The sequence below is a fragment of the Pseudomonas sp. DG56-2 genome (assembly GCF_004803755.1).
GTDB lineage: Bacteria > Pseudomonadota > Gammaproteobacteria > Pseudomonadales > Pseudomonadaceae > Aquipseudomonas > Aquipseudomonas auratipiscis.
On record NZ_CP032311.1, the window covers coordinates 4,116,591 to 4,136,611 of the forward strand.

Annotated in this window: 15 protein-coding genes; 9 read left to right on the forward strand and 6 right to left on the reverse strand. The window is 58.8% G+C overall.

Annotation, left to right across the window (positions count from 1 at the left end; all coding sequences use genetic code 11):
- Positions 1–34: 34 nt before the first annotated feature.
- From zipA to D3Z90_RS18825, 3 genes are all read right to left on the reverse strand, one after another.
- Entirely contained in the window at positions 35–910 is an 876-nt protein-coding gene (gene zipA / locus D3Z90_RS18815; protein ID WP_136477442.1) for a cell division protein ZipA, read from the reverse strand.
- A 203-nt stretch (positions 911–1,113) separates the two neighbouring features.
- A complete protein-coding gene (gene smc / locus D3Z90_RS18820) occupies positions 1,114–4,602 on the reverse strand; it encodes a chromosome segregation protein SMC (RefSeq protein WP_136477443.1) in 3,489 nt (1,162 codons plus the stop codon).
- A gap of 2 nt (positions 4,603–4,604) precedes the next feature.
- On the reverse strand, positions 4,605–5,264 hold the full coding sequence (locus D3Z90_RS18825; RefSeq protein ID WP_136477444.1) for a GntR family transcriptional regulator: 660 nt from the start codon (positions 5,262–5,264) through the stop codon (positions 4,605–4,607).
- Between the two features lie 270 nt (positions 5,265–5,534).
- Between D3Z90_RS18825 and xdhA the strand changes: the two genes are divergently transcribed.
- The 4 genes from xdhA to guaD all read left to right on the forward strand — a co-directional run bounded on the left by xdhA (position 5,535) and on the right by guaD (position 11,613).
- Positions 5,535–6,989 carry a xanthine dehydrogenase small subunit gene (gene xdhA / locus D3Z90_RS18830; RefSeq protein ID WP_136477445.1) on the forward strand — a complete coding sequence of 485 codons (1,455 nt, stop codon included), beginning with the start codon at positions 5,535–5,537 and terminating at the stop codon, positions 6,987–6,989.
- On the forward strand, positions 6,982–9,378 hold the full coding sequence (xdhB, locus tag D3Z90_RS18835; RefSeq protein WP_136477446.1) for a xanthine dehydrogenase molybdopterin binding subunit: 2,397 nt from the start codon (positions 6,982–6,984) through the stop codon (positions 9,376–9,378). The genes xdhA and xdhB overlap by 8 nt, the downstream gene beginning before the upstream one ends.
- 74 nt (positions 9,379–9,452) lie before the next feature.
- Positions 9,453–10,298 carry a xanthine dehydrogenase accessory protein XdhC gene (xdhC, locus tag D3Z90_RS18840; protein ID WP_136477447.1) on the forward strand — a complete coding sequence of 282 codons (846 nt, stop codon included), beginning with the start codon at positions 9,453–9,455 and terminating at the stop codon, positions 10,296–10,298.
- Between the two features lie 10 nt (positions 10,299–10,308).
- On the forward strand, positions 10,309–11,613 hold the full coding sequence (gene guaD / locus D3Z90_RS18845) for a guanine deaminase (RefSeq protein WP_136477448.1): 1,305 nt from the start codon (positions 10,309–10,311) through the stop codon (positions 11,611–11,613).
- On the opposite strand, the gene aqpZ is transcribed toward guaD, so the two are convergent.
- Together aqpZ and D3Z90_RS18855 are read right to left on the reverse strand one after the other, a co-directional pair.
- Positions 11,570–12,307, reverse strand: coding sequence for an aquaporin Z (gene aqpZ / locus D3Z90_RS18850; RefSeq protein ID WP_136477449.1), 738 nt, complete (start codon positions 12,305–12,307; stop codon positions 11,570–11,572). The genes guaD and aqpZ overlap by 44 nt on opposite strands.
- 151 nt (positions 12,308–12,458) lie before the next feature.
- Positions 12,459–13,226 (reverse strand): GntR family transcriptional regulator, encoded by a 768-nt coding sequence (locus D3Z90_RS18855; protein ID WP_136477450.1) that lies wholly within the window; start codon positions 13,224–13,226, stop codon positions 12,459–12,461.
- A gap of 357 nt (positions 13,227–13,583) precedes the next feature.
- Between D3Z90_RS18855 and D3Z90_RS18860 the strand changes: the two genes are divergently transcribed.
- Entirely contained in the window at positions 13,584–14,933 is a 1,350-nt protein-coding gene (locus D3Z90_RS18860) for an NCS2 family permease (RefSeq protein WP_136477451.1), read from the forward strand.
- Positions 14,934–15,801: 868 nt separating this feature from the next.
- On the opposite strand, the gene uraH is transcribed toward D3Z90_RS18860, so the two are convergent.
- Positions 15,802–16,155, reverse strand: a complete 354-nt coding sequence (gene uraH / locus D3Z90_RS18865; RefSeq protein ID WP_038613230.1) for a hydroxyisourate hydrolase — start codon at positions 16,153–16,155, stop codon at positions 15,802–15,804.
- A 384-nt stretch (positions 16,156–16,539) separates the two neighbouring features.
- Between uraH and puuE the strand changes: the two genes are divergently transcribed.
- From puuE to D3Z90_RS18885, 4 genes are read left to right on the forward strand one after another with little or no spacing between them, the layout of a single operon-like run.
- Positions 16,540–17,466, forward strand: a complete 927-nt coding sequence (puuE, locus tag D3Z90_RS18870; protein WP_136477452.1) for an allantoinase PuuE — start codon at positions 16,540–16,542, stop codon at positions 17,464–17,466.
- Complete coding sequence (uraD, locus tag D3Z90_RS18875; RefSeq protein WP_136477453.1) at positions 17,466–17,981, forward strand: 2-oxo-4-hydroxy-4-carboxy-5-ureidoimidazoline decarboxylase; 516 nt, start codon at positions 17,466–17,468, stop codon at positions 17,979–17,981. The genes puuE and uraD overlap by 1 nt, the downstream gene beginning before the upstream one ends.
- Before the next feature lie 48 nt (positions 17,982–18,029).
- Positions 18,030–18,533, forward strand: a complete 504-nt coding sequence (locus D3Z90_RS18880; RefSeq protein WP_136477454.1) for an ureidoglycolate lyase — start codon at positions 18,030–18,032, stop codon at positions 18,531–18,533.
- 50 nt (positions 18,534–18,583) lie between these two features.
- The gene (locus D3Z90_RS18885) at positions 18,584–19,909 is read left to right on the forward strand and encodes a urate hydroxylase PuuD (RefSeq protein WP_136477455.1); all 1,326 of its coding nucleotides are present in this window, start codon (positions 18,584–18,586) and stop codon (positions 19,907–19,909) included.
- Positions 19,910–20,021 lie beyond the last annotated feature (112 nt).

The window sequence follows — 20,021 nt, forward strand, 5'->3', positions numbered from 1 at the left end:
CCCACCTACAGGAGTGGGCTTGCCCTGCGATGCCTTAGCGTTTCTGGGTCAGGGCGCGACGCTCGAACTCGACAATGCGCTGACGGTAATGCTCGATGGTCTGGGCAGTCATTACACTGCGCTGATCATCTTTAAGCTCGCCATTGAGCTCGTGGGCCAGCTTACGCGCCGCAGCCACCATGACATCGAAGGCTTGCTTGGGATGACGCGGGCCTGGCAGCCCCAGGAAAAAGCTTACCGCGCGGGTGCTGAAATGGTCGATGTCATCCAGGTCGAACACGCCTGGCTTAACGGCGTTGGCCATCGAGAACAGGACTTCACCATTACCGGCCATGCTTTCGTGACGGTGGAAAATATCCATTTCACCGAAACGCAAACCGCTTTCCAGGATGTTCTGCAGCAGTGCCGGACCTTTGAAGCCGCCTTCATCACGAGAGATCACACTGATCACCAGCACCTCTTCAACCGGTGGCAGATCGCGCGCTTCACTGCTGCCAAAGGCAGTCCCGGTACTGCGAGTTTCATCGGGAAAGTCATCGTCGACGCTAGCGAACAGATCCGGCTCGCGCTCACGCGGCTCAGCCGCCAGGTTCAGGTCGCCCTGATGTGGTTCGTTGCCACGCTTGCGCTTGGAGGCTTTAGGCTTGCTGCTGGTGTCACGCTCGCGCCCCGCACTCATCGACGGCAAGTCGTGCTCATCCAGCTCAGGCTCCTGATGGGTGTCCAATACCCGTGGCGAGCCGATTACCTCGGCGCTGCTGTCGTCATCCGGCGCATTGGAAAAGCTGCGATCCAGGCGAAATTTCAGCTTGCCCTTGCCGCCGCGCATACGGCGCCAGCCGTCAAAAAGAATACCGGCAATGACAATTATGCCGATGACGATCAGCCACTCGCGCAGACCGATTTCCATGTAATCCTGTGCCTCTGTAAAAAATGCTGAAAAATAAAGGGTTTAAACCCCTTTAAAACGTGGCGCCAACTCTATGTTCTGACAGGCGTTTTACCCACGCAAAAAATAAGTGACATTAAGCTAGCACGACCAAAGATAACTTTACACCGTCTGTCGCAACTGACAGGGCCATTTACCTCAGGTTCAGGCCTTATCGCCTCGAATCAGGCGTCGACCATAGCCATCGCCTCCTCCACATCCACAGCTACGAGACGAGAGCAACCCGGCTCGTGCATGGTAACCCCCATCAACTGGTCCGCCATCTCCATGGCGATCTTGTTGTGGGTGATATAGATGAACTGCACCGTCTCACTCATTTCCTTGACCAGTCGGGCATAGCGTCCGACGTTGGCATCGTCCAGCGGTGCATCGACTTCATCGAGCATGCAGAACGGTGCCGGATTCAATTTGAAAATGGCAAAAACCAGGGCCAGGGCAGTCAGCGCTTTCTCCCCGCCGGAGAGCAGGTGAATGGTGCTGTTCTTCTTGCCCGGTGGCCGCGCCATAATTGTCACCCCTGTATCGAGTAGATCTTCGCCCGTCAGTTCCAGATAAGCGCTGCCACCACCGAAAACTTTTGGGAAAAGTGCCTGTAATCCGGCATTTATCTGATCAAAGGTATCTTTGAAGCGGTTACGGGTTTCTTTGTCGATCTTGCGAATAACGTTTTCCAGGGTATCCAGAGCCTCGACCAGGTCATCATTCTGGGCATCGAGGTAGCGCTTGCGCTCTGACTGCTGCTGATACTCATCAATGGCCGCCAGGTTGATCGCACCCAAACGCTGGATGCGCGCATCGATGCGCTCCAACTCCTGCTCGGCCTCTTGTTCGCTAGCCGCTTCGTTCAAGGTCGCAAGCACCCCTTGCAGGTCATAACCATCGCTCTGCAGCTGTTCCTGAAGCGTGTTGCGCCGTACGTTCAAGCCCTGCCACTCAAGCCGGTGCTGCTCCAACTGACCGCGTAGTAATTGCGCTTGCTGCTCGGCCTGGGTTCGACGCTTTTCCACGTCGCGCAGCTCACGGTCGGCCTCATCCATGTGCAAGCGCGCCAAACGCATTTCGTCATCCACGCTCATGCGTTTTTCCAGCAGTTCCTCGAGCTTGAGGCGCAATTCCTCCAGAGGCGCTTCGCCCTCCTCAAGATTCAAGCTGAGCTGCTCGCGCTTTTGCGCCAGGCGCTCCGACTGCTGCTCCAGGCGCTCCAGGGCCTGACGAGTAGAGTCGTATTGGGTTCGCAATGACCCTAAGCGCACGGCTAACTGGTGGGCGTGATCCTTGTGCTGGCGAGCCTCCTGGCGCACCCGGTCGAGACGCTCGCGCAGGCTGTCACGCTGGGCCATGAGCAGCTCTCGCTGCTCGGTGTCCTGGGCCATCAGCTCCAGGGCATCCTGCAGTTGCAAGCGCGACTCACCGAGGTTTTCGCCTTCCAATGCTCGCTGTTCGAGCACTTCCGCGAGTTCTTCTTCCAGTCGCAGGCGCCGCAGGCTCAACTGCTCGGCCCGCGCCTTTACGGCGCTAAGGCGCGCATTGAGATCGCTCTGCTGACGCGCTTCGCCCTGAGTGTTACGCCGCAACTGCTCGCGACGCTCTTCAAGTGCTTGCAGTTGTTCACGCTGGTTCTGAAGTTGCACATCCAGCAATTCCAGCGCCGCCTCCCGTTCCAGACGCTCAAGTGCCAATCGCTCCAGCTCTTGCCCCCGGGCCAGCACACCACCCTGGGCATCACTGGCGCGGCAGACCCGCAAAAAGTGACGCCCAAGCCAATAGCCGTCGCGGCTGACCAGGCTCTGGCCGTCTTTCAAGCTACCGCGCCGAGCCAGGGCCTGCTCCAGGCTTTCCACCGGCAACACCTGCCCCAGCCAGGGTGCCAGATCGATCCGCCCTTCAACCTTGTCGAGCAAACTGCCCGGTGCGCGCGCAGTGTCGGTGCTCGCTTCAAGCAAACGCAGATCGCCCTGACGGAACGCTGCCAGATCAAGGCCACTGAAGTCATCGACCAACACAGCCTGCAAATCGGCGCCCAGCACAGTTTCTACTGCCAGCTCCCAGCCCGGCGCTACACGCAGCCCCTCGGCCAGACGCGGGCGCTGTTCCAGGCCTTGCTCACGCAACCATTGTGCGGTTCCGGCGTCAGGGTCTAACGCAGCTTGCTGCAAGGCTTCCAGCGAGGCCAGTCGCCCGCCCAGGCGCTGCAACTCGCCCTGCGCCTGCTGCTGTGCCTGGGTGGCCTGCTGCAGATGCTCACGTAAGGTTTCAGACTGCTCGATCACCTGCTGCTCTTGCAGTTGCAGGTCTTCCAGCACCAACTCGCTGGCAGCGACTTGCTCGCCCAGTTCGAGAATGGCGGCATCTTCGGGATCGGCGCTGAGCACGTCACGCTCTTCTGCCAATTTGCGCTGGCGCTCAGCCAGGCGTTCGAGAACTTGCTCGAGTTGCTGGATGCGAGCCTGCTGCACTTCGGCTTGTCGGCGTGGCTCGGCGGAACGGGTGTTGAAGCTATCCCACTGCTCCTGCCAGCCGTGCATGGTGGTTTCGGCTTCTTCCAAAGTAGCCGCCGACTCTTCAGCGGCGGCCAACGTCATTTCCTGCTCGGGCTCGAGCATTTGAAGCTCTTCGCCCAAGGTCGCCAGCAACGTCTGGTCATGGCCCAGGTGCGACTCGGTCTCCAGGCGCGAACGCTCGGCCTCCTTGAAGTCATCCTGCAATTGACGCAAACGTTGCTGGCCATGCTGGATACTTTGCTCGACGCGGGCGATATCGCCACCCACCGAATAAAAGCGCCCCTGCACCTGGCCGAAGCGTTCGGACAACTCATGATGGCCATCACGCAAGCGCTCGATATTGGCATCGGCATTGCGCTGCTCAGCCACCAAAGCTTCGAACGCCACTTCCTGATCACCGATCACCACTTCGCGTTGAGCAACCTGTTGATCCAGGGCCTGCCAGCGCAAGGCGGCCAGTTGCGCTTTGAGTTGGCGCTCCTCGGCTTTGTACTCTTTGTACTTCTCGGCGGCCTGGGCCTGGCGATGCAAGCGTTCAAGCTGACGCTCCAGCTCTTCACGCAGGTCAGTCAGACGCTCGAGGTTTTCATGGGTGCGACGGATACGGCTTTCGGTCTCGCGCCGGCGTTCTTTGTACTTGGAAATCCCTGCTGCTTCTTCAATGAAATTGCGCAAGTCTTCCGGCTTGGCTTCGATCAGCTTGGAGATCATCCCCTGCTCGATGATCGAGTAGCTTCGCGGACCCAGACCGGTGCCGAGGAAGATATCAGTGATATCGCGGCGCCGACATTTGGTACCGTTCAGGTAGTAAGTGTTCTGTGCGTCGCGGGTCACTTTGCGGCGAATGGAAATTTCCGCGTAAGCGGCATACTCCCCGACCAAGGTGCTGTCGGAATTGTCGAACACCAGCTCGATGCTGGCCTGGCTCACTGGCTTGCGACTGGTGGAGCCGTTGAAGATGACGTCGGTCATCGACTCGCCGCGCAGGTTTTTTGCCGAACTTTCGCCCATCACCCAGCGCACCGCATCGATGATGTTGGATTTGCCGCAGCCGTTGGGCCCGACGACCGCCGCCATGTTACTGGGGAAGTTGACTGTGGTGGGGTCGACGAACGACTTGAACCCGGCCAGGCGAATGCACTTGAGGCGCATGCTCAGGCAGACGCCAATGCCGCCAGCACCAGCTCGCAGCTGCGCTGGCAATATTCAGTCAGCACCGTGCGAATGCGCACCAGATCACGCGCAACGACGGCTTCCAGCAGGCTGGCGAACAACGCAAGAAAGTCGTTCATCTCAGCCTTGCGCTGATCCAGCGCCAGGTAATAGGCGCGGCTCATGGCCGGGTGCAAGTTCTCTACGGTTTCTTCCAGATAGGGGTTGTTGGCAAACGGATAGGCAGCACGCATGACCGAAAAGCTTTCTTCAACGAATACCTTGATGTCCTGACGCTCCAAGGCAACGGTAAGGCGCTGCTGAATATTCAAAAAGGCCAGCAAGTCGCGCTCTACCTGCCAGTTCTGCGCTACTGCATTGCCGAGCAGAATGTAGAGTTCACCCATGAGGTTGCACAGGCTGCGCACCCCGTGCTCATCGAGCTCGGTCACATGCGCACCACGGCGCGGCAGGATAGTTACCAGGTGCCGTCGCTCAAGGATCAGGAGTGCTTCGCGCACTGAACCACGACTGACGTTCAAAGCCTGGGTGACCTTTTGCTCCTGAATACGCTCGGCAGGCTTGAGCTCACCGCGAATGATGCGCTCGGCGAGGTAGTGGGCAATTTGCTCGGAGAGGCTGTCCGGAGCCTTGAACGTCATGGTTTTCCTTCAAAATCATTGAACAGTGCAAAGGGCGCAATTGTAGCGCACTTGCCTCTGCGCCGCGCAGGGGCCTGCAGCGAGAAGTTGGCATAAATGAAGCAAAAAACTGTCCAACGTCACAAGCAACTATGCTCAAAGAAGGAGCGCCTGTGGTGGTCGGAAACATTGCGTGATTTTTCCTGACCCAAAAGTCAGAAAATTGTTGACCTAAAAATCAAGTCTGCTTACAGTCCGCTCAACAACAATAAACCGCGTGTGAGGCCTTCCGTGATCCAGTTTCTACTTAACCAGGAGCTGCGCAGTGAGCATGCCCTGGATCCCAACCTGACGGTGCTGCAATACCTGCGCGAGCACCTGGGCAAGTCCGGTACCAAGGAAGGCTGCGCCAGCGGCGATTGCGGCGCCTGCACCGTGGTAGTAGGCGAATTGGCCGCAGACGACAGCGGCCGCGAACTCATTCGCTACCGCAGCCTGAACTCGTGCCTGACTTTCGTCTCGTCCCTGCACGGTAAACAACTGATCAGCGTCGAAGGTCTCAAGCACCAAGGTCAGTTGCACAGCGTGCAACAGGCTATGGCCGATTGCCACGGTTCTCAGTGTGGCTTCTGTACGCCTGGTTTTGTCATGTCGCTGTTTGCCCTGCAAAAGAACAGCGATGCACCGGACCTGCACAAGGCCCAGGAAGCACTGGCTGGCAACCTTTGCCGCTGCACTGGCTATCGCCCAATTCTCGCCGCGGCCGAGCAATCCTGCTGCCAGGCCAAGCCTGACCAGTTCGATAGCAACCAAAGCCAGACCATCGCTCGCCTCAAAGCCATTGCGCCAAGCGAAACCGGTGAGCTCAACAGTGGCGACAAGCGCTGCCTGGTGCCGCTGACCGTGGCCGATCTCGCCGACCTCTACGGATCGCATCCGGAGGCCCGCCTGCTCGCCGGCGGCACCGACCTGGCGCTGGAAGTAACGCAATTTCACAAAACCTTGCCGGTGATGATCTATGTTGGCAACGTCGCCGAACTCAAACGCATCGACAGCTACGACGAGCACCTGGAGATCGGTGCTGCCACCCCGTTGACCGATTGTTATGACGCGTTGAGTCGCGAGTACCCGGACTTCGGTGAACTGCTGCACCGCTTTGCCTCCCTGCAAATCCGCAACCAGGGCACCTTGGGTGGCAATATTGGCAATGCTTCGCCGATTGGCGACTCCCCGCCCCTGTTGATTGCCCTCGATGCGCAAATTGTCCTGCGCAAGGGCGACAGCTCTCGCACCCTGGCGCTGGAAGACTATTTCATCGACTACCGCATCACCGCACGCCAGGAAAGCGAGTTCATTGAGAAGATCATTGTGCCGCGCGCCCGCAGTGCCTGGACGTTCCGTGCCTACAAGGTGTCCAAGCGCCTGGATGACGATATTTCTGCTGTCTGCGCCGCGTTCAATCTGCGTATCGAAAACGGTGTGGTCGAAGCTGCGCGCATAGCCTTCGGTGGCATGGCTGCTATCCCCAAGCGCGCCCGCGCCTGCGAGGCGGCACTGATCGGCAAAGCCTGGAACTCGTCCAGCATCGAGCGCGCCTGCCAGGCCCTGGCTGAAGACTTCACCCCGCTGTCGGACTTCCGCGCCAGCAAGGAATATCGCCTGCTCAGCGCACAGAACCTGCTGCGCAAATACTTCATCGAATTGCAAACGCCGCACATCGAGACTCGGGTGACCGCTTATGTCTAACCATCACGTCGCCAAAAGCCAGGCGCAAATGGCCGAACTGTTCAGCCAGGACCTGACCACCGGTGTCGGTCGCAGCCTCAAGCATGACAGCGCCGACAAACATGTGTCCGGCGAAGCAATGTATATCGACGACCGCCTGGAGTTCCCTAACCAGTTGCACGTCTACGCGCGCTTGTCCGATCGCGCCCACGCTCGGGTCCTGAGTATCGACACCAGCCCCTGCTATGCCTTTGAGGGTGTGCGTATTGCCATCACTCATGATGACATCCCCGGCCTTAAGGACATCGGCCCGTTGCTGCCCGGTGATCCGCTGCTGGCTATCGACAAGGTGGAGTTCGTCGGGCAACCGGTGGTTGCCGTTGCCGCGCGCGACCTGGATACCGCACGTCGTGCGGCAATGGCCGCCATCATCGAATACGAAGACCTGGAGCCGGTGCTGGATGTCGTTGAAGCGCTGCGCAAGAAACACTTCGTGCTCGACAGCCACACCCATCAGCGCGGCGACTCGGTGAGCGCCCTGGCCAGCGCCCCGCACCGCGTGCAAGGCACCTTGCACATTGGCGGTCAGGAACACTTCTATCTGGAAACCCAGATTTCCTCGGTGATGCCTACCGAAGACGGCGGGATGATCGTTTACTGCTCCACTCAGAACCCCACCGAAGTACAGAAGCTGGTTGCCGAAGTCCTCGACGTGTCGATGAACAAGATCGTCGTCGACATGCGCCGCATGGGTGGCGGCTTTGGCGGCAAGGAAACCCAGGCCGCAAGCCCGGCCTGCCTGTGTGCTGTCATCGCTCGCCTGACCGGCCAGCCAACCAAGATGCGCCTGCCGCGGGTCGAAGACATGCTGATGACCGGCAAGCGTCACCCTTTTTACATCGAGTACGACGTCGGCTTTGACGACAGCGGTCGCCTGCATGGGATCAACTTCGACCTGGCCGGTAACTGCGGTTGCTCGCCTGACCTGTCGGCCTCGATCGTCGACCGCGCCATGTTCCATTCCGACAACGCCTACTATCTCGGCGATGCCACTATCCATGGCCACCGCTGCAAGACCAATACTGCCTCCAACACGGCCTATCGCGGCTTTGGCGGTCCGCAAGGCATGGTCGCCATCGAAGAGGTGATGGATCATATCGCTCGCCATCTTGCCGTTGATCCGCTGGCTGTGCGCAAGGCCAACTACTACGGCAAGACCGATCGCAACGTCACCCACTACTACCAGACCGTCGAGCACAACATGCTCGAGGAAATCACCGCGGAGCTGGAAGCCAGCAGCGACTACCAGCAGCGCCGCGAGTCCATCCGCCGCTTCAATGCCAACAGCCCAATCCTGAAAAAAGGCCTGGCGCTGACACCGGTAAAATTCGGCATCTCGTTCACCGCCAGCTTTCTCAACCAGGCCGGCGCACTGGTGCACATCTACACCGACGGCAGCATTCACTTGAACCACGGCGGCACCGAGATGGGCCAAGGCCTCAATACCAAGGTTGCCCAGGTGGTTGCCGAAGTATTTCAGGTCGACTTCGAGCGCATCCAGATTACCGCGACCAACACTGACAAAGTGCCCAACACCTCCCCCACCGCGGCCTCCAGCGGCGCTGACCTGAACGGCAAGGCGGCGCAGAACGCTGCCGAAATCCTCAAGAAGCGCTTGACTGAATTTGCCGCTCGTCACTACAAGGTCAGCGAAGAGGACGTCGAGTTTCGCAATGGCCATGTCCGCGTGCGTGACGAAATTCTCAGCTTCGAAGCACTGGTACAGCAGGCCTATTTCGCTCAGGTATCGTTGTCCAGCACAGGTTTTTACAAGACCCCGAAGATTTTCTACGACCGCAGCCAGGCCCGCGGCCGCCCATTCTATTACTTCGCGTTCGGCGCCGCGTGTGCCGAAGTGATCGTCGACACCCTGACTGGCGAATACAAGATGCTGCGCACCGACATCCTCCACGATGTCGGCGCCTCGCTTAACCCGGCCATCGACATTGGCCAGGTCGAAGGTGGCTTTATTCAGGGCATGGGCTGGCTGACCACCGAAGAACTGGTATGGAACGCCAAGGGCAAGTTGATGACCAACGGCCCGGCCAGCTACAAGATCCCGGCGGTGGCCGACATGCCAATAGACCTGCGGGTCAAGCTGGTGGAGAACCGCAAAAACCCGGAAGACACCGTTTTCCATTCCAAGGCTGTCGGCGAACCGCCGTTCATGCTGGGGATCGCTGCCTGGTGCGCGATCAAGGACGCCGTGGCCAGCCTTGCCGACTACCGTGTGCAGCCGAAGGTCGACGCCCCGGCTACACCTGAGCGGGTGCTGTGGGGTTGCGAGCAGATGCGCAAGGTGGTGGCGGCGCAGCAGCCGGCTACCGAGGTCGAGACCGTCACACCGTAAGGTGATATCACGGGCAATTGAGCTCCCACCTTGTGGGAGCTCAATTGCCCCGCGATCAACGAGGCAAATCAGCTATGCACATTTGGATCAATGCCCTCGCCGACCTGCAAGCCCGTGGCGAAGCCTGCGTGCTGGTGACCATCATCGAAGAGCGCGGTTCTACACCGCGCAATGCCGGTTCGAAGATGGTGGTCAGCGCCGAGCAACTGTTCGATACCATTGGCGGCGGACACCTTGAGTACAAGGCGATGAAGATCGCCCGCGAAATGCTCGCCGAGCGTCGCGAATCGCCACATCTTGAACGTTTCAGCCTCGGTGCCAGCCTGGGCCAGTGCTGCGGCGGCGCCACCGTGTTGCTGTTTGAACCGATGGGCCAGGTGCAGGCACAAATCGCCGTGTTCGGTGCAGGTCATGTCGGCCGCGCTCTGGTACCCTTGCTCGCCGCGCTGCCCTGCCGGGTGCGCTGGATCGATTCGCGCGAGCAGGAATTTCCCGAAAATATTCCAGCCGGGGTCAGCAAGATTGTCAGCGAAGAGCCGGTCGATGAAGTCGACGACCTGCCCGCGGGCAGTTATTGCATCGTCATGACCCACAACCACCAACTGGACCTGGAACTGACCGCTGCAATCCTCAAGCGCAATGATTTCAGTTGGTTCGGTTTGATTGGCTCGAAAACCAAACGGGTCAAGTTCGAACACCGCCTGCGAGACCGCGGCTTTACCGAGGAGCGCATGCAACGCATGCGCTGCCCGATGGGCTTGGCCGAGGTCAAAGGTAAGCTACCGATCGAGATCGCTGTCTCCATCGCCGCGGAAATCATCGCCACCTACAACGCCAGCTTTGGCCAGCACGATACTGCTGTCAACGCCGGCCCCATTGCCCAATTGCTGCCGCCCTCTCGGCGCAGCCAAGCCATATGACGAGAGCCCTATGAGCGCAACCCGCAAAGCTTACCGTGCCGCCATTTTGCACAGTGTCGCCGACCCTGCCGAGGTAGGCATCGAAGCGTCTTACGAGTATTTCGAAGATGGCCTGCTGTTGGTCGACAACGGCAAGGTCAGCGCCCTAGGCCACGCCAGCGATTTGCTGCCGACCCTGCCAGCCGACATCGAAGTGCAGCATTATCAGGATGCGCTGATCACCCCTGGCTTTATCGACACCCATATTCACTTTCCGCAGACCGGCATGATCGGCTCCTACGGCGAGCAACTGCTGGATTGGCTCAACACCTACACCTTCCCCTGCGAAAAGCAGTTTGCCGACAAGGCGCATGCCGATAAGGTGGCGAAAATCTTCGTCGAAGAACTGCTGCGCAACGGCACCACCACTGCCCTGGTGTTTGGCAGCGTGCACCCTGAATCGGTCAACGCCTTCTTTGAAGAAGCCGAGCGCCTGGATCTACGCATGATCGCCGGCAAGGTGATGATGGATCGCAATGCCCCGGACTACCTGACCGACACCGCCGAATCGGGCTATACCCAAAGCAAGGCATTGATCGAACGTTGGCACGGCAAGGCTCGCCTGCATTATGCGGTCACGCCACGTTTCGCACCGACCAGCACCCCGGAGCAACTGGCCCTGGCCGGCCAACTGCTGAGTGAATTTCCAGACCTGTATATGCACACCCACTTGAGCGAAAACCTCAAGGAAATCGACTGGGTAAAAGCATTGTTTCCAGAGCGCAAGGGCTACCTGGACGTCTACGATCACTTCAAACTGCTCGGCAAACGCTCCGTGTTCGCCCACGGTGTGCACCTGTGCGACGAGGAATGCCAGCGTCTGGCCGAAACCGGTTCGGCGGTCGCCTTCTGCCCCACCTCCAACCTGTTTCTCGGCAGCGGCCTGTTCAACCTGCCGCAAGCCGAGAAGTTCAAAGTCAAGGTGGGCCTGGGTACCGACGTGGGGGCAGGCACCAGCTTCTCGCTGCTCAATACGCTCAACGAAGCGTACAAGGTCATGCAGCTACAAGGCGCACGACTGAGTCCGTTCAAGTCGCTGTACCTCGCCACCCTGGGCGGCGCCCAGGCACTGTATCTCGACGATCGTATCGGCAACCTCAAGCCCGGCAATGACGCCGACTTCGTGGTGCTGGACTACAAGGCCACACCACTGATGGACTACCGCATCCAGCAGTCGAACAGCATCGACGAGACGCTGTTCGTGCTGATGACCCTGGGCGATGACCGGACCGTCAAGCAGACCTTTGCTGCCGGCCGCTGCGTTCATCAGCGCTAAGCCCCTCGAAAAGCCCCTTGTACAACGCGCCGCCGATCACTGCTCCGATCAGCGGCGCCACCCAAAACAGCCACAACTGCTGCAACGCCCAACCACCGACAAACAGCGCCGGGCCTGTACTGCGCGCGGGGTTGACCGAGGTATTGGTCACCGGAATCGAAATCAGGTGAATAAGGGTCAGAGCCAGGCCGATGGCAATCGGGGCAAAACCAGCAGGTGCACGACGGTCGGTAGCGCCCATGATGATCAGGATGAACATCGCGGTCATCACGACTTCACTGGCAAAGCCTGCCGCCAGCGAATAACCCGCCGGGGAATGCTCGGCATAGCCATTGGAGGCCAGCCCGGAAGCAATATCGAACCCGGCCTTGCCACTGGCGATGAAATAGATCACGCCTGCGGCAATGATCGCCCCAGCCACCTGTGCGACAACGTAAGGCAGCAGCTCCTTGGCCGGGAATCGCCCACCCACTACCAGACCGAGCGACACGGCCGGATTGAGATGACATCCGGAGATATGACCAATAGCGAACGCCATGGTCAGAACGGTGAGACCAAAGGCCATGGCCACACCGACAAGCCCGATTCCGGCGGGTAAAGACGCCGCCAGCACCGCACTCCCACAACCGCCCAACACCAACCAGAACGTGCCGACCAACTCAGCACCCATACGTGTACCCAGAGGTGATGACATGTGCCTATCCTCAAGTCGTTGACGTTTCACGCAATGCGCGCAAGCCCAACTGCTTGATGAAGGTTTGCGGGGTGGATCAGCTGAGAATCTAGCAGAGGTTGGATGAAGTGCCAGTATCCAATGGGGCTGCGTTGCAGCCCCAAGAAATGTCTCAGCCCTTCACTGGTGCAGGACTACCGCGCTTCTTGGTCTGCAGCAAATGCGAGAACACCGCATGCAGGTCATCCGAGGCACTGTCTTCGTCGAGGTTGAGCTTGCTGTCGATGTGATCCATGTGGTGCATCATCAGGCTAACCGCCTGGTTGACATCACGGGCTTCGATAGCATCGATCAGTTGCATGTGTTCATCGTAGGAGCAGTGCGAGCGGTTGCCGCTTTCGTACTGGGCGATGATCAGGGAAGTTTGCGACACCAGGCTGCGCTGGAAGCTGATCAAGGGTGCATTGCCAGCGGCTTCGGCGAGTTTCAGGTGGAACTCGCCAGACAGGCGAATGCCGGCGCCACGGTCGCCACGGGAAAAACTGTCGCGCTCATCGCGCACCATCTGGCGCAATTCGTTCAATTGCTCGCCAGTGGCATGCTCGACCGCAAGCTCGGTGATCGCCCGCTCGACCATACGCCGAGAGAAGAACACCTGGCGCGCCTCTTCAACTGTAGGGCTGGCCACCACCGCGCCGCGGTTAGGTCGCAGCAGCACCACGCTTTCGTGAGCCAGACGCGACAGCGCACGACGAATGATAGTGCGACTGACGCCAAAGATCTCGCCCAGCGCTTCCTCGCTCAACTTGGTACCCGGCGCCAATCGCTGCTCGAGAATGGCCTCGAAAATATGCGCGTAGACGATGTCGTCCTGGGTTCCGCTGCGTCCAGCCTTGCCGGTACGCACTGGTTTCTTGAGAGGTTGCAGCTGTTCGTTCATGGGCACTCGAGCACAGGGATCGGCCGGTCGGACCCTGACTGTAATACCAGCCAGTGGGGCGAAGGCAAGTCTTGATAAGAAAATTAAACGATTAAGGTATGGGCACATTGTACACAGCCGCAGCGATTTCTGCAGGGGGGATGGGCTTTATAGCTACGCACGCAAATTATTTGCGCACAGCAACGAAAACATTATTTGCATTCTTTGTATACAAACGCATAATCCATGCGTGCAACTTCCTGACCCAGAAGTCAACAAAAGTCCGGTAGCCTGCCATCCCATCCGCCTCACAGAGCTCCCCAGTGCGTGCGCAGGACTGGCTCTGAAAAACAAGAAAAGACTTGAGGAGTACATGCTGTGGAAAGCCGCAAATCCGAAGCCCCTACGCTGGATCTTGCCCCACCACTCGAAACGAGTTGGCTGGAGCGGATTTTCAAACTCAAGCTACACGGCACTACCGTCAAAACCGAAATGATCGCCGGGTTGACCACCTTCATCACCATGGCCTACATCATTTTCGTCAACCCCAACATCATGGCCGACGCCGGCATAGATCATGGAGCTGCATTCGTCGCAACTTGTATTGCCGCCGCCCTCGGCTGCCTGTTGATGGGCCTTTATGCCAACTGGCCGGTGGGTCTGGCGCCAGGCATGGGGCTCAACGCCTTCTTTACCTATACCGTGGTTGGCACCATGGGCTACACCTGGGAAGCCGCGCTGGGCGCAGTGTTTGTCTCCGGGGTGCTGTTCATGCTGCTGACGCTGTCGCGCGTACGTGAGTGGCTGCTCAACAGCATTCCCGTCAGTTTGCGTCATGCAATGGGTGCCGGCGTCGGATTGTTCCTCGGACTGATCGGTCTTAAAACTGCCGGGATTGTCGTCGACAGCCCTGCCACCCTGATCAAGCTTGGCTCCCTGCATGAACCTGGCCCGCTGCTGGCGGCAATCTGCTTTCTGATGATCGCGGTGCTTAGCTACCACCGCGTGTTCGGTGCGATCCTGATCAGCATCATCAGCGTCACCCTGGCGGGCTGGGGCCTGGGCCTGGTCGAATATGGCGGTGTGTTCTCACTGCCACCGAGCCTGGCGCCGACCTGGATGGCAATGGATGTGGCAGGCGTATTCAACGTCAGCATGATTGCCGTAGTGTTCGCGTTTCTCTTCGTGCACATGTTCGATACCGCCGGCACTCTGATGGGTGTAGCGCAACGGGCCAATCTGGTGAAAGCTGACGGGCGCATCGAAAACCTTTCGCGGGCCTTGAAGGCTGATAGTGCTTCGAGCGTATTCGGCGCCGTGGTGGGTGTACCGCCCGTCACCAGCTATGTGGAAAGTGCTGCCGGTGTAGCCGCAGGTGGACGAACCGGTCTCACTGCAGTTGTAGTTGGCTTGTTCTTCATTGCCGCAATGTTCTTCGCGCCGCTGGCCGGCATGATCCCCGCTTACGCTACTGCAGGTGCCCTCATCTATGTGGCCATGCTGATGATGGGCAGCATGGCCCACATCAATTGGGATGAAGCCACCGACAGCATCCCGGCGATCGTCACCGCGATCATGATGCCGCTGACCTTCTCGGTTGCCGACGGTATTGCTCTGGGCTTCATCACCTACGTGGTGCTCAAGGCAGGTACAGGTCGCTTCAGCGAAATCTCGGCGAGCCTGTGGGTGTTGACCGCGATCTTCATTGCCAAGTTTGTATTCCTGTAAGTAGCGCAATTGCCACACAGAGCCTCACCTTCGGGTGGGGCTTTTTATTGGTTCTTCACGGAGTCCCGGGGGCATGATCTTGGGGCTGGTCTAGGCTGGGCTGGGATTTGAGTCTGCGAGCTTATCCATTCAATGCGGCGCCGCTGTTGGCCCCTTCCGCCCTTACGGCGGGTCCCTTTTGTCTTGGCAAAAGGAACCAAAACCGTGTGTCCCTGCATTCGGCCCTACGCTGCGCTCCGGGTCCCTTCGCTCCGGCATTGCTCCCGTCGGGACCGCACCGAAGGGCCGTCCTGGCCCTACGGTGCTCGCAGGCCATCCATGGCCTGCACCCGACTACGCAATACCTACGCTCAGCCTACTGAAGGGACGATCCAGGGTGTCTGGGCTGGCGATGTACGAAGAGCCAGATCAAAAGCAAAAGCTGCACACCAGCACCTCGCTGTTGTTGGTGTTGCTGTTGCCGCTGCTGTGCTTCTACCTACACAAATCGTGCAGACGCCACAAATCGTCCCTTCAGCAGGCCGAATGGAACCCTTGCGGAGTGGGGCGACGGCCATGGATGGCCCTTCGGCGCGGTCCCCGCGGGAGCAAGGGTGGAATGAGGGAACCCGGAGCGCAGCGTAGGGCCGAATGCAGGGACAGGGGGTTTTGCCCACTTTACACCCCGACAAAAGTGGGTCGCCGTAAAGGCGAAACCAGCCAGTGGTGCCACCACATCAAACGGATATGCCCATCGACACACGAGCCATACTCCGGTGCTCGCCCGCCAGCAGGCCCCGGTGCGTAGTTCCCGGAATTCCGTGAACAACCAAAAAAAAGCCCGCAGTGTGAGCGGGCAAGGACCTACGAAGATTCTTCTAGCGACCAACTAGCTTCCACGATAGGTCGAGTAACTGTACGGCGAGATCAACAGCGGAACGTGGTAGTGATCCTGCTCGGCGCTGATGCCAAAGCGCAGTACCACTACGTCCAGGAAGGCATGCTCCGGCAGTTGTACGCCACGGGCGCGGTAGTAGTCGCCGGCATTGAACTGCAGTTGGTAAACGCCACTGCGATAATCATCACCCTGCAGCAGAGGCGCGTCGCAACGGCCATCGCTGTTGGTCAGGGTGGTGTGCACCAACTCAAGCTGCTGGCCTTCAACCCGGTACAGCTCGACCTTGATCGAGCTGCCAGGGCAGCCATGAGCGGCATCCAGTACATGCGTGGTCAAACGTCCCATTGCTTGCGCGCCTCTGTTCTATCTATGGGCAAAAAAACCCGAACGGCACCGGCAGAAGGCTCGGCAGCGTACGGCTGTCGGATTATTAAGACATTTTAATGTAAAATTGTACACAATAATTCGGTATTCTTTCCTGACACGCTCTCCACCCCCTGTAAATACGCCATCAGTCGCAAAACCACGCTACTGGCCGACGTCCGCGTCATTAACTGACCAAACAGGCAGGTTTCTTGCAAAGCCGTTGTGGGTCGAAAAGAGTGAGAAATTGAAAAAAACAGGCTTACAAACCGCAAACAAAGTTGTATACAATCAATCCATCGTCGTGGGCATTACCCTTTACGGGCGCCACGCCATCCGTTTACACGTATAAGAAGGAAGACTGCAGTGAGCGCTGATTATCCTCGCGACCTGATCGGTTACGGCAACACCCCACCACATCCGCGCTGGCCGGGGAATGCCCGCATCGCTTTGTCTTTCGTGCTCAATTACGAAGAAGGCGGTGAACGCAACATTCTTCACGGGGACAAGGAATCGGAGGCCTTCCTCTCGGAAATGGTCGCCGCCCAGCCTCTGCAGGGTGCTCGCAACATGAGCATGGAATCGCTGTACGAGTATGGCAGCCGTGCTGGCGTATGGCGCCTGCTCAAGCTGTTCAAGGACACCGGCGTTCCGCTGACCATCTTCGCCGTGGCCATGGCCGCCCAGCGTCACCCGGATGTAATCCGCGCCATGGTCGAAGCCGGCCATGAGATCTGCAGCCACGGCTACCGCTGGATCGACTACCAGAACATGGACGAGGCGCAGGAGCGCGAGCATATGCTCGAAGCCATCCGCATCCTCACCGAGCTGACGGGCGAACGTCCACTGGGCTGGTACACCGGCCGTACCGGGCTGAACACTCGCCGCCTGGTGATGGAAGAAGGCGGTTTCCTCTACGACAGCGATACCTACGACGACGACCTGCCTTACTGGGAACCCAACAACCCGACCGGCAAGGCGCACCTGGTGATCCCGTACACCCTCGACACCAATGACATGCGCTTTACCCAGGTACAGGGCTTCAATTGTGGCGAACAGTTCTTCCAGTACCTCAAGGATGCATTCGACGTGCTGTACGAAGAAGGCGCCGAAGCACCGAAGATGCTTTCCATCGGCCTGCATTGCCGCCTGATCGGTCGTCCTGCCCGTCTGGCTGCACTCAAGCGCTTCATCGAATACGCCAAGAGCCATGAGCAAGTATGGTTCACCCGGCGCGTGGACATCGCCCGTCACTGGCATGCCACCCACCCCTACAAAGCCGAGAACGCCTAATGACCGCTTTTAAAACCCTCAAGCCTTCATCCCTTGAGCGCAGTGCGTTCGTTGAAGCCTTTGCCGATATTTACGAGCACTCGCCGTGGGTAGCCGAGAAAGCCTACGACTTGGGCCAATTGCAGGAAATCGATCAGATCGAAGCGCTGCACCAGCGCATGAGCGACATCCTCTTGAGCGCCGACCACGCCGCTCAACTGGCACTGATCAACGCTCACCCGGACCTCGCCGGCAAAGCCGCAATCCAGGGTGAACTGACCGAGTCGAGCACCAACGAGCAAGCCGGCGCCGGTATCCATCAGTGCAACGCCGAAGAATTCGAGCGTTTCACCACGCTCAACGATGCCTACAAAGAGAAATTCAAGTTTCCGTTCATCATGGCGGTAAAAGGCAGCAATCGGCACCAGATCCTCGCCTCTTTCGAGAAACGCATCCACAACTCGGTCGAGGCCGAGTTCAAGGAAGCCCTGGCGCAGATCAACCTGATTGCCTTGTTCCGCCTGCTGCAACTTTAAGGGAAGGCCCGGCCTTACCCTCCACAACACAGAATAAAGAGAATCCGCATGCGCACTTTAGTGATTGAGCCATTGACCAAAGAAGCCTTCGCCCCTTTCGGTGACGTGATCGAAACCGACGGCAGCGACCACTTCATGATCAACAACGGTTCGACCATGCGCTTCCACAAGCTGGCAACGGTTGAAACCGCCCAGCCCGAGGACAACGCGATCATCAGCATCTTCCGCGCCGACGCGCAGGACATGCCGCTGACCGTTCGCATGCTGGAGCGCCATCCGCTGGGCAGCCAGGCATTTATTCCGCTGCTCGGCAACCCCTTTCTGATCGTGGTCGCGCCCGTTGGCGATGCACCTGTATCAGGTCTTGTCCGCGCCTTCATCAGCAATGGAAGGCAGGGCATCAATTACCATCGCGGCGTCTGGCACCATCCGGTGCTGACGATCGAAAAGCGGGATGACTTCCTGGTGGTTGATCGCAGTGGCACTGGCAATAACTGCGATGAGCATTTCTTCAATGAGGATGAGCAACTGATCCTCGCCCCCCACCAATAAGAGAAGGCCCGAGCACCCGGCTACAGGGTGCCAGGGTAGAGGTAAAGACTGTGGAAGCACATCTGTTGGAATGGCTGAACCTGAGCGTGCGTTGGGTTCACATGATCACTGGCGTGGCATGGATTGGCGCGTCGTTCTATTTCGTATGGCTGGAAAACAACCTCAACCGCGCCAACCCGCGCGATGGTCTATCTGGCGATCTCTGGGCGATTCACGGTGGCGGGATCTACCACCTGGAGAAATACAAGCTGGCTCCGCCGAAAATGCCGGAGAACCTGCACTGGTTCAAATGGGAAGCCTACTTCACCTGGATGTCGGGTATTGCCCTGCTGTGCCTGGTGTTCTACTGGAACCCAACTCTGTACCTGCTGGCCCCAGGTAGCTCTCTGAGCGGTGCTGAAGGTATCGCTATTGGTGTTGGCTCGCTGATCGCAGGCTGGTTCATCTACGACTTCCTGTGCGACTCGCCACTGGGCAAGCGTCCTGGCCTTCTCGGCCTGGTGCTGTTCGTGCTGGTTATCGCTGCCTGCTACGGTTTCAGCCAAGTGTTCAGCGGCCGCGGTGCTTACCTGCACACCGGCGCGATCATCGGCACCATCATGGTCGGTAACGTGTTCCGCATCATCATGCCGGCCCAGCGCCAACTGGTAGCCGCTATCGAAGCCAACCAGACGCCTGACCCGCTGCTTCCAGCCAAGGGCCTGTTGCGTTCGCGCCACAACAACTACTTCACCCTGCCGGTGCTGTTCATCATGATCAGCAACCACTTTCCGAGCACCTACGGCAGCCAGTACAACTGGTTGATCCTCGCTGGTATCGCAGTGGCTGCAGTCTTGGTTCGTCATTACTTCAACACCCGTCACGACAGCAACAAGTATGCATGGACCCTGCCGGTCGGTGCCCTGTCGATGATCTGCCTGGCTTACGTCACTGGCCCTGCGCCAATGCCAACCGCACCTGAGCAGGCCGCCGCCAAAGTCGAGTACCAACCACTGCCGGAAACCGCATTGGGTGGCAAGACCGCTGCCGAAAAAGCTGCTGAGAAAGCCGCCGAGCCTGCCCAGGCTGCTGCGCCTGTCGAAGCCCCCGCTGCTAACGTTGCCAAACTCGACGATGCCGGGTTCAACAAGATCCACAGCGTGATCCAGGAACGTTGCGCCGTGTGCCATTCGGCCAAGCCGACCAGCCCACTGTTCAGCGCTGCGCCTGCCGGGGTAATGCTCGACACCCCGCAGCAGATCCAGCAACAAGCTGCGCGCATTCAGGCACAGGCTGTCGCCACCCAGATCATGCCCCTGGGCAACATCACACAGATGACCCAGCAGGAACGTGAACTGATTGGCGCGTGGATCGCCAAGGGTGCACCAACGAACTAAGCAACAGGTTCCAAGCAACAAGCTACAAACTGCAAGCCAGGCGCGTATTCCTGCTTCTACTCGAAGCCTGGCGCTTGAGCTTGCAGCTCTAAAGAATAAAAACAAAACCGAG